At 63.6% G+C, this 14095-nt stretch carries 13 protein-coding genes and 1 tRNA gene; 7 read left to right on the top strand and 7 right to left on the bottom strand.

The window, feature by feature from the left end; genetic code table 11:
• The first annotated feature begins 88 nt into the window (after nucleotides 1-88).
• The gene (locus DYI42_RS15325) at nucleotides 89-1042 is read left to right on the top strand and encodes a LysR substrate-binding domain-containing protein (RefSeq protein WP_213546869.1); all 954 of its coding nucleotides are present in this window, start codon (nucleotides 89-91) and stop codon (nucleotides 1040-1042) included.
• A gap of 120 nt (nucleotides 1043-1162) precedes the next feature.
• Here the strand turns inward: DYI42_RS15325 and DYI42_RS15320 are convergent, their stop codons facing one another.
• Together DYI42_RS15320 and DYI42_RS15315 are read right to left on the bottom strand one after the other, a co-directional pair.
• Entirely contained in the window at nucleotides 1163-2443 is a 1281-nt protein-coding gene (locus tag DYI42_RS15320; RefSeq protein ID WP_342344671.1) for a glycerate kinase type-2 family protein, read from the bottom strand.
• A 29-nt stretch (nucleotides 2444-2472) separates the two neighbouring features.
• On the bottom strand, nucleotides 2473-3546 hold the full coding sequence (locus DYI42_RS15315; RefSeq protein ID WP_342344672.1) for a tartrate dehydrogenase: 1074 nt from the start codon (nucleotides 3544-3546) through the stop codon (nucleotides 2473-2475).
• Nucleotides 3547-3738: 192 nt separating this feature from the next.
• Here DYI42_RS15315 and DYI42_RS15310 point away from each other — a divergent pair, with 192 nt between their 5' ends.
• From DYI42_RS15310 to DYI42_RS15300, 3 genes are all read left to right on the top strand, one after another.
• Nucleotides 3739-4653, top strand: coding sequence for a LysR family transcriptional regulator (locus DYI42_RS15310; RefSeq protein WP_213546867.1), 915 nt, complete (start codon nucleotides 3739-3741; stop codon nucleotides 4651-4653).
• 123 nt (nucleotides 4654-4776) lie between these two features.
• Nucleotides 4777-5745, top strand: a complete 969-nt coding sequence (locus tag DYI42_RS15305) for a TAXI family TRAP transporter solute-binding subunit (protein ID WP_213546866.1) — start codon at nucleotides 4777-4779, stop codon at nucleotides 5743-5745.
• Nucleotides 5746-5845: 100 nt separating this feature from the next.
• Nucleotides 5846-8047 (top strand): TRAP transporter permease, encoded by a 2202-nt coding sequence (locus tag DYI42_RS15300; protein WP_213546865.1) that lies wholly within the window; start codon nucleotides 5846-5848, stop codon nucleotides 8045-8047.
• An 87-nt stretch (nucleotides 8048-8134) separates the two neighbouring features.
• Here the strand turns inward: DYI42_RS15300 and DYI42_RS15295 are convergent, their stop codons facing one another.
• A complete protein-coding gene (locus tag DYI42_RS15295) occupies nucleotides 8135-8629 on the bottom strand; it encodes an H-NS histone family protein (protein WP_342344670.1) in 495 nt (164 codons plus the stop codon).
• Between the two features lie 98 nt (nucleotides 8630-8727).
• Here DYI42_RS15295 and DYI42_RS15290 point away from each other — a divergent pair, with 98 nt between their 5' ends.
• From DYI42_RS15290 to DYI42_RS15280, 3 genes are read left to right on the top strand one after another with little or no spacing between them, the layout of a single operon-like run.
• Nucleotides 8728-9024, top strand: coding sequence for a DUF3489 domain-containing protein (locus DYI42_RS15290; protein WP_213546863.1), 297 nt, complete (start codon nucleotides 8728-8730; stop codon nucleotides 9022-9024).
• Nucleotides 9024-9464 (top strand): DUF2924 domain-containing protein, encoded by a 441-nt coding sequence (locus tag DYI42_RS15285; RefSeq protein WP_213546862.1) that lies wholly within the window; start codon nucleotides 9024-9026, stop codon nucleotides 9462-9464. Before DYI42_RS15290 ends, DYI42_RS15285 begins: the two co-directional genes overlap by 1 nt.
• Nucleotides 9461-11125, top strand: coding sequence for a recombinase family protein (locus DYI42_RS15280; protein WP_213546861.1), 1665 nt, complete (start codon nucleotides 9461-9463; stop codon nucleotides 11123-11125). The genes DYI42_RS15285 and DYI42_RS15280 overlap by 4 nt, the downstream gene beginning before the upstream one ends.
• A gap of 297 nt (nucleotides 11126-11422) precedes the next feature.
• On the opposite strand, the gene DYI42_RS15275 is transcribed toward DYI42_RS15280, so the two are convergent.
• The 4 genes from DYI42_RS15275 to fmt form a co-directional block, all read right to left on the bottom strand.
• Nucleotides 11423-11497 (bottom strand) — tRNA-Gln (locus tag DYI42_RS15275).
• Nucleotides 11498-11563: 66 nt separating this feature from the next.
• Nucleotides 11564-12946: a mechanosensitive ion channel family protein gene (locus DYI42_RS15270; RefSeq protein WP_213546860.1), complete on the bottom strand. Its 1383-nt coding sequence runs from the start codon at nucleotides 12944-12946 to the stop codon at nucleotides 11564-11566.
• A 130-nt stretch (nucleotides 12947-13076) separates the two neighbouring features.
• Nucleotides 13077-13313, bottom strand: a complete 237-nt coding sequence (locus DYI42_RS15265) for a hypothetical protein (protein WP_213546859.1) — start codon at nucleotides 13311-13313, stop codon at nucleotides 13077-13079.
• A partial coding sequence (fmt, locus tag DYI42_RS15260) for a methionyl-tRNA formyltransferase (protein ID WP_213546858.1) occupies nucleotides 13313-14095 on the bottom strand: 783 nt, incomplete at its 5' end. The genes fmt and DYI42_RS15265, both read right to left, overlap by 1 nt.

Genomic DNA, 14095 nt, shown 5'->3' with positions numbered 1-14095 from the left:
CTCATATCCTCCATGATTGCCAACCGATGCGATGCTTGCACGGCAGATTGTCGGTTGAGGCATTTAAGGTTTGCTTTATTGATGGAACATGCAGGTCACCCATCTGAACTCCCTGCGCGCGCTCGAGGCGACGCTCCGCCATGGCAGCTTTTCAGTGGCGGCCCGAGAGCTGGGCGTGAAGCCCGCGGCCGTCGGTCAGCGGGTCAAGGCGCTGGAGGACTACATAGGCCGGCAGCTCTGCACCCGCACCCCAACCGGCATCCACGCGCACGATGACATCCGCGATGTCGCGGCGCTCCTGACCCGCAGCTTCACCGGACTGGCGGCCGCCCTCGCCGAAGTAAAAAGCGGCGATGCGGAAACCAGGCTGTCGGTGACCCTGCCCGTATCCTTTGTAGAGAACTGGCTCGCCTCCCGCATCGCCGGGTTCCACCAGCGCCACACCTCCGTCGACCTTCGCCTCGATGCTTCAAACCGAGACGTCGACCTGATGAGCGAGACATTCGACTTCGCCGTTCGCTACGGGGCACCGCCGGAGCCGCACCTCGAAGCGGACGTGCTGTTCGAGGACCACGTCCTCGCCGTCTGCTCACCGGACTTCGCCGCAGACCACCTGTCCGACCACCGGCGCAGGTCGCTGAAGGACGTCCCGCTCATTGATATCGACAACCGCACGAGTGACCAGAGCTGGGTCGGGTTCGAGCAGTGGGGGCGGACCTTCGGGTTCGACGGGGCGCACCTCGGCCACGGGATTCATTTTTCGAAGGTCAGCTCGGGGCTGCAATCCGCAATCGCCGGCCAAAGCCTCGTCCTTTGCGGATTGGTCGAGTCCTCCTCAGCCCTCGGCTCCGGCCAGCTCGTGATGCCTTTCGGCCCGGATCTGCGGTGCAAGACGAAGGGCGTCTATCGGCTACTCCATGTCCGCGGCCGGAAGATGGGCGGCCTGCAATCGGACTTTCGAGCTTGGCTTTTAGGCGAGGCGGCAGCGTTCAGGCGTGACATAGAAATCTTACTAAGCAACCGTGCCCAGTCCAGGTCCTGAGTCCAGCGGACAACTCTTCTCGACCATGTGTAACCTGTTAATGAGCTTGACGCGCCCTAGCATTCGTGAACGGCCCGAAGCCGACATTCACTGTCGCTCTAACGGTGCTTTGCAGATCGCTCAAAGCCGACTGTTGTTTTGCCCGTGTATCACGATCGCTCGGAAGTCGTTTACGTTGGTAAGTGTTGGCCCCGTTACAACGAGGTATTCGAGTTGCTCAAAGACCGTAAAGCTGTCATGCATCTCGAGCATGCGACGCGTATCGATGCCTCGACGCGCCGCGGCCCGTGGAAAGCTTGGACCTGTAATTGCACCGGCTGCGTCCTCGGTCCCGTCGATGCCGTCCGTGTCAACGGCAACTGCGGCGATGCTTGGATGGCCATTCAGCGCGAGCGCGAGGGACAGCAAGAACTCGGTGTTGCGCCCCCCGCGACCGGGCTTCGTATCGCCGACTGTCACGGTTGTCTCTCCGCCAGAGATCAGAACCGCAGGCGGAGCGACGGGCGTGCCGTGGCGCGCGACGGCCTTTGCGATCCCGGCCATGACGATGCCCAGTTCCCGCGCCTCTCCCTCTAATGAATCCCCCAGAAGAACTGGCGTCACGCCTGCGTCTCGCGCGACTTCTGCCGCGGCCTCAAGAGAGGCCTGCGGCGTTGCGATCAGGCGATAATCAGGCTCGAACGGTTCGCCATCCGGCGAAGGAGTGCGCAGCATGTCCTGTGCAGCCTGCGGCAGCGACGGGCCGAGTTTGTCGGCAAGATAGGACAGGTCTGCCTGCGCCGTCGGGTCGGGCACAGTCGGCCCGGATGCGATGGCCTCGGGATCATCGCCGGGCACGTCTGAAATCGCGAGCGTCACGAGCCGCGCTTTCCCCGCCGCGCGCGCAAGTCCGCCGCCTTTCACCTGCGAGAGGCGGCGGCGCACCTTGTTCATCTCGGAGATCGACAGCCCAGAGGCCAAGAGGAGCCGGTTCACCGCAATGAGGTCGTCGAGGGTCAGCGGCGGCCGTGGCAAGGACAGCAATGACGAGCCGCCTCCGGAGATCAGGGCAAGTACCAGATCGTCCGGTCCCGCCTTGGCCGCTTCCTCCATGATCTCTCGGGTCGCGGCCTCTGCCGCGGCATCGGGTACCGGGTGGGCGGCCTCTCGGACCGTGATCCGATCCGTCGGGACTGCATGCCCGTAGCGCGTCACGACGATGCCCGTCAGATCGACATCGGGCCAGGCTTGCTCGACCGCGCGGGCCATGGAGGCCGCCGACTTCCCTCCGCCCAAGATGATGCAGCGCCCACGCGGCTTCTCCGGCAGGTAAGACGCCAGGACCCGCGCCGGATCCGCCGCGCCGACGGCAGCATCCAGCATCCGCCGTAGCAGGTCTTGTGCATCATCTTCGGTCATCATCTACCGCTCAGATATTCTCGATCTACCGCTCAGATATTCTCGCCACGGATGGCTTCGCAGACGGCGTCCGTGACTTCCTGCGTGGTGGCCGTGCCGCCCACATCCGGGGTCATGATCCCGTCGGCGCAGACTTTCTCCACAGCGCGCATCAGGCGTTCGGAGGCACTCGCTTCGCCCAGATGGTCGAGCATCTGGCTCGCCGTCCAGAAGGTGGCGACCGGATTGGCGATGCCCTTGCCGGTGATGTCGAAGGCCGAGCCGTGGATGGGCTCGAACATAGAGGGGTAGCGGCGTTCGGGATCGATATTTCCCGTCGGCGCCACGCCGAGGCTGCCTGCAAGCGCGCCGGCGAGGTCCGACAGGATATCGGCGTGCAGGTTGGTCGCCACGATGGTGTCGAGGCTCTTCGGATCCTTGACCATGCGCACGGTCATGGCATCGACCAGCATCTTGTCCCAGGTCACGTCCGGGAAATCCTTGGAGACCTCGGCCGCGATCTCGTCCCACATCACCATGCCGTGCCGCTGCGCGTTGGACTTGGTGACAACGGTCAGGAACTTGCGGGGGCGGGACTGCGCGAGCTTGAAAGCATAGCGCATGATCCGCTCGACCCCGGTGCGGGTGAAGATGGAAACTTCGGTGGCCACCTCTTCGGGGAAGCCCTTATGTGCACGGCCGCCGACGCCTGAATACTCGCCTTCACTGTTCTCACGCACGATAACCCAGTCCAGGTCGCCGGGGCCGACACCTGCGAGCGGGGAGGTTATGCCCGGCAGGATCTTGGTAGGACGGACGTTTGCGTATTGGTCAAAGCCCTGGCACAGCGGCAGGCGCAGGCCCCAGAGCGTGAGGTGATCGGGCACATCCGGTGCGCCGACAGCCCCGAAGAAGATGGCGTCGAAATCCTTGATCTGATCGCGGCCATCTTCGGGCATCAGCGCGCCGGTTTTCTTGTAGCGCTCGGAGCTCCAGTCAAATTCGGTGACGTCAAGGGTAAAGCCGCCATCGCGCCGGGCGAGCGCTTCGAGCGCCTGCAAGCCTGCTGCGATCACTTCGGGGCCGATCCCGTCTGCCGGGATAGAGGCGATCCTGTAGGTTTTCACCGCATCCGTTGCCGCTTGCGTGCCGCCGGACGGCGAGGTTGCCGTATCCCCATCTTTCAGGATCGTCATGCTATCTCCTCCTCATGAACGCTCGTTCAGTTTGAGCGCGAGCCTACAGGTGAGGGTTCGGGCTTCTCAATCGAGCACTGATTATATACGCTTTCGCAATAAACAGCGAAGCGGATTCCCATCGTGAACATCACGCAACTGAAGTGTTTTCTGGCGGCGGCAGAGGTGCTGCACTTTGGGCGTGCGGCGCAGTCGCTGGATATTCTGCCAGCGACGCTTGGGCGGCATGTGAAGCAGCTGGAGGATCATCTGGGCGTTGCGCTGTTTCAGCGGACCACGCGGGCGGTGGCGCTGACCGAGGCGGGCACCCGCGTGCTGGAGGATGCACGCGCGTTGATTGCGCAGGCCGAGACGCTGGAGGAAAAAGCCCGCGCCGTGCGCAGCGCCGAGCCGCATGTGCTGCGGGTGGGGGCCATCGACAGCGCGGCGGCCGGGCTGATTCCGCAAATCCTGCAACCGCTGCACGAGGCGCGGCCGGGGCTCGAAATTCAGATCATCGAGCAGAAAACCATCTACCTTTTGCCGAAACTGCTCAGCGGCAGCCTCGACATCGCCTTCTGCCGGCCACCGGATGTGCGCGACCCGAAGCTGGTGTTTCGTACGCTATTCTATGAAACCGCCGTTGTGGCCCTGCCGAAGTCGCACCCGCTGGCGGGCCGCGATTCGATCGAGATTGCCGATCTTGCCGAGGAGCCGCTGATCGTTCCGGACCGGCGGTCGAGGCCGCATTCGCATGATCTGACCATGTCGCTGTTTCTCGGGGCCGGGCTGACGGCGCGCGTGGCGCAGATCGCCGAGGAAAAGCAGACCATCGTGAACCTCGTGGCCGCGGGCACCGGGCTGGCGATTGTGCCGCGCTGGACCGCACGGCTGAGGGTTGAGGGCGTGCGCTTTTTGCCGCTGGCCAAGACGGATGCGACCTCGCAGGCGAAACTCATCCTCGCCGCCGCTTGGGCAAGGGGCACGCGCGACCCGCTGAGGGATGATTTCTTGCATGTTTTGAACCTTCAGCTTGAGGCGCTGGAAGCCTCGGCCTGATTATATCAAGAGTGAATATAATCCGTGCTGAATTGAGTCCGGCACGGTCCTTCTCCCAATGTTCAAGGCGGAGGATGTGCCGTGTTCCGGTGCATCAAATGGGAATACACGGAGGAGGATACCATGAAATTTACCACCATTATTGCAGCAGCAGCATGTGCAGTGGCCTTGCCCGCCGCCGCTCAGGACAAGTCCGACTGGCCGAGCAGCCTGACCATCGGCACCGGCAGCCAGGGTGGCACATACTTTGGCTATGGCAGCGGCTTTGGCGCGATGATCACCGAAGAGCTGGGCGTCAACGCTGGCGTCGAGATCACCGGCGGCCCGGTGCAGAACGTGACCCTCGTGGAAAGCGGCGAGCACCAGCTTGGCTTTGTCACGCTTGGCCCCGCAGATGAGGCCCGTCGCGGTGAAAGCCCGCTGATGCCGGGTGTGCCGCATGAGAATGTGCGCGCGCTGTTCCCGATGTATCAGACTCCGCTGCAGGCGGCTGTTCTGGCATCGTCCGACATCGAGAGCTTTCAGGACATGGCAGGCAAGCGCGTTGGCGTTGGCCCGGCTGGCGGCACCTCGGCCACCTACTGGACCCGGTTCTTCGAGAACGCCGAAGGCTATGAGGGTGTGACCATCTCCAACGCTGGCGGGTCGGATACGGCCGGGCAGCTCAAGGACGGGCTGATCGACGCCTTCGTTTATGCCGCGGGCCTGCCGACCGGCGCCTATGCTCAGCTCGCCGTGGAAAACGACGTGCGATTCATTTCGATGGATGACGAGACCCTGGCGACGATGAAGGAGATCGTTCCGGCCATGGCCGACTTCACCATCCCGGCCAACACCTACGAGGACCAGCCTGAGGATCTGCAGACCGTTTCGCTGTGGAACTTTGCCATCGCGCATCAGGACATGCCCGAAGATCTGGCCTACGCGATCACCGCCCTCGCCATGGAAAACCACGAGCGGATGATGACGAACCATGCGGCTGCCAAGGAAACGCTGCCGGAGAACGTTGCCAAAAACACCGTGATCCCGTTCCACCCGGGCGCCGCCCGCTGGTTCGAAGAGAACGGCTATGAGGTGCCCTCGGTCGACTAAGACCAAAGCGCTGGCAACAACTCGTTGATGTCAACAAACGGGCGGAGAGGCACAAGCCCTCCGCCCGAATTTCCACCTAGCAGGCGAGCGAACCATCTCCATGAGCAACGCGCAGGATACGCATACCCAATCCGAGGCCGACGCCGCCTCGGCGCTTGAGCAGGAACTGGCCCGGGCCAACGTGGATGCCGATCCCGTTGCGTTGAACCAGAGGCTGTTTGTCGGGCCCCGCAACATGCTGATTGCGTGCCTGTGTGTTGGCTACGCGGTGTTTCACCTGCTGGTGATGAACGTTTACCCGCTGGAAACCTGGGCCTACCGGCTGAGCCATGTGGGCGGCGGTTTGCTTCTTGGGTTTCTTCTGTTCGGCTCGACGCCGTTCATCCATGACCCGAACGAACCCGAAAAGGGTGGCCCGCTTTCTCTGGCTATGCTGGGCCTTGCCGGGGCCGGAATTCTCTATGGCGCAGTTGGCGTTGTGGCGATCTGGATCAACGGGCAGGTTCTGGGTGAGATACTGCCGCCAAAATGGGCGATGTCGAGCTTCGGGATTCCGCTCTGCCTTGGCACGGTTCTGGCCATAGTTCATGGCTGGGTATTTCCGCACCGCCGCCGGGCCTTGTTTGCACCGGGCGACGTGCTGCTTGCCGTCTCTGCCGTTGCTTTCACGGCCTATCTGATTTTCTTCGCCCGGCAGCTGCAGCTGCGCGCCGGGATGCCCATGGCGCTGCCCGGGGACATGTGGTCTGCCATCACCGGCTGCCTGCTGATCATCGAACTGACCCGCCGTCTTGCCGGGCTGGCGCTTGTCATCATTGCCGGGGTTTTCGTGGCCTATGCCTTTGCCGGGCCGTGGCTGCCGGGGATCTTCGAGCATCGCGGCTATGACGTGAAGCGGTTCTTCTCTTACATCTTCACCGACAACGGGGTGCTGGGCGCGCCGATTGCGATTTCATCGACCTATATCATCCTCTTCGTGATCTTTGCGGCCTTCCTGCAAACGACGCGGGTGGGCGAATATTTCGTGAATCTCGCCTTCGCTGCCGCCGGGCACAGGCGCGGCGGGCCGGCCAAGGTGGCGATCTTTGCCTCGGGCCTGATGGGCATGATCAACGGCACCTCGGCGGGCAACGTGGTGGCCACCGGCTCGCTGACCATCCCGATGATGAAGAAGGTGGGCTATCGCCCGCAAACCTCTGCCGCGGTCGAGGCCGCTGCCTCCACCGGCGGGCAGATCATGCCGCCGATCATGGGCGCGGGCGCCTTCATCATGGCCGAGATCACCGGCATCTCCTATATGGAGATCGTCTATGCCGCGATCATCCCGGCGGTAATCTACTTCGTCTCGGTCTACTTCATGGTCGACCTTGCCGCGAAGAAGGCGAACATGAAGGGCCTGCCGCGTGACGAGTTGCCCAAGTTTGCGAAGCTGGCCAAGCAGATCTACCTGTTCCTGCCGATCGTGGTGCTGATCTACGCGCTGTTCGCGGGCTACTCCGTGATCCGCTGTGGCACGCTGGCGATGGTGACGGCTGCCGTGGTGTCCTGGCTGACGCCGCACCGCATGGGGCCGCGACAGCTGTTTCAGGCGCTCGACAATGGTGCGCGCATGGTGCTGCAACTGGTGGCCGTTTGCGCCACGGCGGGCATCATCGTGGGCGTCATCGCGCTGACCGGCATTGGCTCGCGCTTTTCGACGGTGCTGCTGGCGCTGGCGGACCAAAGCCAGTTTCTCGCGCTGTTCTTTGCCATGGTCGTCTCGATCATCCTCGGCATGGGCATGCCCACCACGGCGGCCTATGCCGTGGCGGCCTCGGTCATCGCGCCGGGTGTCATCAACCTCGGCGTCGCACCGCTGACAGCGCATCTCTTCATCTTCTACTTTGCGGTGATGTCGGCGATCACGCCACCCGTGGCGCTGGCCGCCTATGCGGGCTCCGCGCTGGCCGGATCGGACCCGATCCGCACGAGCGTAGAAAGCTTCAAGATCGGCCTTGCAGCCTTCGTCGTGCCCTACATGTTCTTCTATTCACCCGCGATGCTGCTCAACGGCGACTGGTTCGACATCGCCCACATCGCAGCAACGGCGTTGGTCGGTGTCTACCTGTTGTCTTGCGCGGTGCAGGGCTGGTTCTTCGGCCACGCCAATCCGGCAGTCCGCGCAGCCCTCGGGGCGGGCGGACTGACCATGATTGCGGGCGGCTGGATCACGGATGCAATCGGGGTGGGCATCGCGGTCGTTCTGGTCGTGATCCAGCGCGGACGCATGGGCGCCTCCGATTTCGCCCGTGGCGCCGACTGATGTCTGGGCACGTGGCTTTGCCTCATAAAGTGGTACGAACCTGACTGACGGTCCAGAATAACGCGAGCCATAGCTGCGAGGTCGCAGTCAATCTTGCTCCCCTTTCGAACCAGGGAGAGAAGGCATCGAAGATCTTACCTCCAACCCTCTTGAAGGGTTGGGGATTTGTTTTGAATGAGCCGCGGTGTTTGAGCAGCTGCCTTCATGCGGGCGAACGATGGTGGTAGCAATAGGGTCCTCTCCGCATCGGAAAAAGTTCCCGCTGCCACGGTGATCAAAGTGTTTTAGAAAATTGCTCACCACAAAAAGTCGTCTGAATGTCCGCTTAGCTGGACCTCTCAAGCTGCCTTTGCATAGGCAGCGAACGACCGCTTCCCGCCTTTCTCCCCCTATCAAGAATTTCTCCAACCTCTTCCCGTTTGCCAGCGCCTCCTTGATCCACTTCGGCTGCCGGCCGCGCCCGTACCAGGTCACGGTCGGGTTCTCGGGATGGGGTACTTGGGCTTGACGGGGGACAATTTCCAGTGCTTTGCCAGATGTTTGACTGGACTTCGATGCCGAAGAGAGCGGTACTGCTCTCACCGACACACTGATTGGTGTGTCAGATCTCTCCGCCCGGGATGTTGGGCTCTGCTCAGTAGCAGGGCACGAGGCCCTGCCTGAACCGCAAGGAGAGACCAATGACGACCGAAATCGACAAAACCAAAACCTCCAGGACCGCTGCCAGCAAACCGACCGGCAAGCCCAGGCCGCAACCCCGGACCTCCAAAAAGGACCAGCTAGTCCGGATGTTGGGCCGGAAAGGCGGTGCCGACATCGCAACGATCAGCAAAAAGCTCGGCTGGTTGCCGCACACGACGCGTGCTGCGCTGACGGGACTGCGCAAGGCCAGCTATGAGATCGCGTCGGAGAGGATCGCGGGTGCCCGTGCATCGCGCTACCGGATCATCGCGGCGCCGAAGCCGACCGCGGTCTGATGGGTCGCGATGCCCAGATCGCGGCGCGTTGGGCGGAGTTCGGTCAGATGGACCGGGCCGCCCTTCGGGTTGAGTGGGTGGGTGCCTTTGGCGAGGCGCCACCGCACCACCTGTCGATGATGTTCATGCGCAAGGCGCTGATCTGGCACGCCCAGTGTAATGCCTTCGGTGGTCTTTTGCCGGACATCAGGCGTGCCCTAAAGGCCGTCGCTGATGGCAAACCCGTCCGTAAGGTGGCTGCGACGGCTCCACGCCCCGGTTCCCAATTGGTCCGCGAGTGGAATGGGCGCCAATACAAGGTAGATGTCATCGACGGTGGCTATGTCATGAACGGCGAGCGCTTTGCCTCCCTGTCAGCAATTGCGCTGCACATCACCGGAACAAGCTGGTCCGGTCCGAGATTCTTCGCTCTGACCGAGCGGGGCGGGGCAAGACCATGAACAGGATTCGCTGCGCCAGCTACACCCGTAAAAGCTCGGAAGAGGGACTGGAGCAGGAGTTCAACTCGCTGGATGCCCAGCGGGAGGCCTGTGCCGCCTACATTGCCAGTCAAAAGCACGAGGGATGGGTCGCGCTGAGAGAAGCCTACGATGACGGTGGGCTGTCGGGCGGGACGCTGGAGCGTCCCGCGCTGCAACGCCTGCTGGATGATATGCGTGCAGGTCGGGTGGATCAGATCGTCGTCTACAAGATCGACCGGCTGACCCGATCACTGGCAGACTTCGCGAAGATCGTCGATATCCTGGATGCCGCTGGCGCCTCCTTCGTCTCCGTCACCCAGTCCTTCAATACCGCGACCAGCATGGGACGGCTGACCCTGAACATGCTGCTCTTGTTTGCCCGGTTCGAACGTGAGGTCACAGCGGAGCGCATCCGGGACAAGATCGCGGCTTCGAAGAAGAAGGGCTTGTGGATGGGCGCCTCGGTTCCGCTCGGCTACGCGCCGGATGGGCGGTCGCTGAAGATCGTCGAACCGGATGCCGCCGTGATCCGCACGATCTATGAGCTCTATCTTGAACACCGAACAATCCGGCAAGTGAAGGAAGTGGTCGATGGCCGCAACCTGCGGACGCCGGTGCGGACACTCACCAGCGGTCGCGTAAAGGGCGGCGCTGCCTTGAGTTCCGGTCACCTGCATTACATCCTGACCAACCCTGTCTATGCCGGGCGCATCCGCCATCACGCGAAGGTCTATCCCGGCCAGCACCCGCCGCACATTGATACGGAGGTCTGGGATGGTATTCAGGAACAGCTCACTTCGGCTTCGGCGAAAGGCCGGACATTCACGCAGCGCAATCGCGGGCCGGCCAAACCGCGATCATCGCCGCTCGCGGGCAAGCTCCATGACCAGACCGGCGATCGCCTGACACCCAGCCACTCCAAAACCGCCAAGGGACGACGGCTCCGCTACTATGCCTCCCATCGCCTGATACGGGGTACATCGCCGCGCGACCCGTCCGGATGGCGCCTGCCCGCGCCGGAGCTGGAGAAACAGGTCGCGGCCCTGATCGTGGGGCATCTGACGCGACCCGAGGTTCAGGCAGGACTCGTCGCTGACGCTACGATGGAAGAACTGACTGCAACCGGGGAAAAGATTGTTCGCCTGAAGGATGGCGACGACGACAAGCTCGCATCCTGTCTCTCACTGTGCAAGCGCATCGACGTTGCCCCTGGGACCATCCGGGTTCTTCTGTCGGTCGAAGCCATAACTGCGTTCCTCGGGATCAACGGCACCCGCATCACCGACGATCACCTGACACTCACATCCGGCTTCAGGCATCGAAAACGGGGCGTCGAGACGAAGATCATCATCGGCGATGAACGGGCCGGAATAGACGAAACGCTCTTTCGGAACATTGCTCGAGCGCACCGGTACTTCGAGTTGATCCGGGCGGGTCAGACTTTAAGCGACATCGCCGCATCCCAAAGAGTATCAAAGCGACGGGTCCAGCAGATTGTCGAACTCGCCTTCCTTGCCCCGGACCTGATTCGGGACATCCGTGACGGAAAACAACCGATCGGTCTCACGTCCGAATGGTTGATGCGCCACACCTGCCCGCCGGTCTGGCAGGAACAGCGGAAGCTGATCTCGTCTCTCTGACATCTCCGACGTCCAGGATGCCACGGGTTGCGACGTCATACGTCGGCGCTTTGATCTGGTCGGGCATTCCTCCGATTCCAGCGACGAGGTCCACCAACCCAAAAGGCGTCGACAGCATCGCTTGACCATCGCAATGCCGCAAACTGCTAGCGTGAAAATCCCGTTTCCAGACCGCCGGCCAATCTCGACGGTATTTGGGTCAAACTCCGGTCTGGGGTATTTCGATACTGCGCAATCGCCCGGATTTGCGGCCAAATATTCAGGTTACCTCCAGCGATAACAAATACTTGGCGGTGCTGGCTGGGGTGGTAGGATTCGAACCTACGGTACACGGTACCAAAAACCGCTGCCTTACCACTTGGCTACACCCCAACGGCGAGGGGGTTCCTACTGAGTCTCGGGCGGCTGCGCAAGCCCCCTGCTGGCGGAAAATGCGGGTTATTCGACCTTGGTGGTCTCGTCCAGCAGATCGTCCTCGTGGCCCTCTTCGGCGCGTTCGGCTTCCACCATGGCCTCCAGCTCCTTCTCCTCGGTCGCACCCACCTCGGCGATCTCGGTGACAGGTGTGGGCTGCGGTGCGGTGGGCTCGGGCGGCGCGGCGCGGTGGCCGTCATCCCGGGCGCTGTCGCCCGCGGCGGCCAAGGCACCGATAGGCGGATCGAGCCGCAGGCGGTAGGTGGTGTCGGGCACGGTGAGGCCATGGGCCTCCAGCGCGCCTTTCACCTGCCGCAGCGCCTCGCCCTTGGCCAGCAGCAGCGAGGTTTCCGTTTGGTCGATCCAGCCGGTGCAGGTGAGGATGATTCCCGCATCCGAGATCCGGTCGATCCATGTCTTGGCGGCGGGGGTGTCGAGTATGAAGGGCAGGGCCTGCACCGTCTGTTCGGCCAGCACCCGCACCGCCTCCATGTCCATATCGCCCTCGAAGCCGATCTCGAAGAGCACGCGGCGCTCGCGGTTGCGGCTGAAGTTGACGATCCGGCTCTTGAACACGGTGGAGTTGGGAATGCGGATGTGGTTGCCGTCCCAGCTGAGGATAATCGTGGCGCGGCTGGTGAGGCGGATCACCTTGCCCTCGTCGCCATTGATCTCGATGGCGTCATTGGGCCGGAACGGCTGGCGGATCGAGAGCATGATCGAGGCGATGAAGTTTTCCACCGTGTCCTTCACCGCAAAACCGATGGCCAGACCGATGATACCGGCGGCGCCGAGGATGGTGCCGAGGAGGGCGGTGGCGTTGAGGATATCGAGCGCCACCACGATGCCCGCCACCACGAAGGCCAGCCGCAGCAGCATCCGGTAGATGTCGGCGATGAAGGCGTTGGGTGCGAGCCGGTCCCAGGGCTGCTTCATGCGGGCGAGCAGCACGCCGATGAATGCAACCGCCGCGAAGGCGGCGGCGGCGATGATCAGCAGCGGCGCCCAGGCGATCATCTGGCTGACCCGCTCCTGAAACCGCTTCACCGCCGGGTTCAGCCGCTCGACCACGTCGGTGCTTTCGACCACCTCGTTCTCGATGGCCACCACCCCGTCGACCCGGGAGACCAGATCGTTCAGCGCGCGGGCCTTGGCGGCGTCCAGCGTGGTGCCGCGCAGGGTGACGATGCCCGACTTCACCGCCACGGTCACATCGCCGTAGCCCTCCAGCTCGCTGAGGATGGCGCGGATGCGCTGGGCGATGGCCGCATCTTGCTCGCGGCTCTCCTCCACCCCGATGGTGCCTGTGGGCTGGCTTTCGCCCGCCTCCTGAGCCCGGGCCGAGGGAGCGGGGAGGGTGAGCAGAAGGGCGAGGGTCAGGAGCAGGCAGCGAAGGGCAATGCGCATCGGGTCAAATCCGTGGGGGCTTCAATGTCACGCCATGGTAGGCGGGCCGGGCGGCGGGGAAAAGCCCCGTCGGGCCGGGCTGCTCATCGCGGTCTTTGCCTGCGGCGCGACCCCTCTTCGCAGCGGCCGCCTAGCGCTTTTTCACCACGAGGTAGAGCGCGGCGGCGCCGCCTGCGATCACGGCGAGGATCAGCAGGTACTTCAGCACGAAGAACAGCAACGGCAGAAGCAACAGCCCGAGGTAGCACAGCAGCACCACGCCCGCGCCCATGGCGGCCGCCACCTCGTCATCGAAGCGGCGGTCGGTGGCGCGGTTCACGGCAAAACCTGCGGCGGCGCCCGCGATCAGGAGAAAGACGATATACATCAGGCCCCGAGCCTGCCCGGAAGCGTGAGCCCGCGCAAGAGCTCGGCCACCTCCATCGGACGTTTGCCGGGCCGCTGCGCCTGGGTGATCTCCACCGCGCCGCTGCCGCAGGCCACCGTGAAGCCGCCCAGCACCTCGCCTGGCGCGCCGCTGCCCTCAGCCAGCCGCGCGCGGAGCAGCTTTACCCGCTCGCCCGCCACCTCCGTCCACACGCCGGGGAAGGGGGAGAGGCCGCGAATGTGGCGATCCACCTCTTCCGCCGGGCGGGACCAATCCACCGCTGCCTCCGCCTTGTCGATCTTCTCGGCATAGGTCACGCCCAACTCGGGCTGGGGCATCGGCTCCAGCGCGCCCGCGCGCTCGGCGGCGCTCACGATCAGCCGTGCGCCCATTTCGCTGAGCCTGTCGTGCAGGTCGCCGGTGGTCTCCTCCGCGCCAATCGCGGTGCTTTCGCGCAGCAATACAGGCCCGGTGTCCAGCCCCGCCTCCATCTGCATGATGCACACGCCGGTCTCCGCATCGCCCGCCATCACCGCCCGGTGGATCGGGGCCGCGCCGCGCCAGCGCGGCAGCAATGAGGCGTGGATGTTCATACAGCCGAAGCGCGGGGCATCCAGCACCGGCTGCGGCAGGATCAGCCCGTAGGCCACCACCACGGCCAGATCGGCCTCGAGCGCGGCGAAGGCCGCCTGTTCCTCCGCGCCTTTCAGCCGTGCAGGGTGGCGCACCTCCAGCCCCAAGGCCTCCGCGCGGGCCTGCACGGGCGAGGGCCTGTCTTTCTT

This window comes from Vannielia litorea (assembly GCF_018424695.1).
Classification (GTDB): Bacteria; Pseudomonadota; Alphaproteobacteria; order Rhodobacterales; family Rhodobacteraceae; genus Vannielia; species Vannielia litorea_A.
The sequence above is the reverse complement of the archived record's forward strand: the minus strand, read 5'-3'. Positions and strand labels throughout refer to the sequence as shown.

What these genes read in the sequence shown, in the direction of transcription:
- DYI42_RS15325 (WP_213546869.1), top strand. Translation starts at nt 89, where the DNA reads ATGCAGGTCACCCATCTGAACTCCCTGCGCGCGCTCGAGGCGACGCTC.
- DYI42_RS15320 (WP_342344671.1), bottom strand. Translation starts at nt 2,443, where the DNA reads ATGATGACCGAAGATGATGCACAAGACCTGCTACGGCGGATGCTGGAT.
- DYI42_RS15305 (WP_213546866.1), top strand. Translation starts at nt 4,777, where the DNA reads ATGAAATTTACCACCATTATTGCAGCAGCAGCATGTGCAGTGGCCTTG.
- DYI42_RS15300 (WP_213546865.1), top strand. Translation starts at nt 5,846, where the DNA reads ATGAGCAACGCGCAGGATACGCATACCCAATCCGAGGCCGACGCCGCC.
- DYI42_RS15290 (WP_213546863.1), top strand. Translation starts at nt 8,728, where the DNA reads ATGACGACCGAAATCGACAAAACCAAAACCTCCAGGACCGCTGCCAGC.
- DYI42_RS15285 (WP_213546862.1), top strand. Translation starts at nt 9,024, where the DNA reads ATGGGTCGCGATGCCCAGATCGCGGCGCGTTGGGCGGAGTTCGGTCAG.
- DYI42_RS15280 (WP_213546861.1), top strand. Translation starts at nt 9,461, where the DNA reads ATGAACAGGATTCGCTGCGCCAGCTACACCCGTAAAAGCTCGGAAGAG.
- DYI42_RS15270 (WP_213546860.1), bottom strand. Translation starts at nt 12,946, where the DNA reads ATGCGCATTGCCCTTCGCTGCCTGCTCCTGACCCTCGCCCTTCTGCTC.
- DYI42_RS15265 (WP_213546859.1), bottom strand. Translation starts at nt 13,313, where the DNA reads ATGTATATCGTCTTTCTCCTGATCGCGGGCGCCGCCGCAGGTTTTGCC.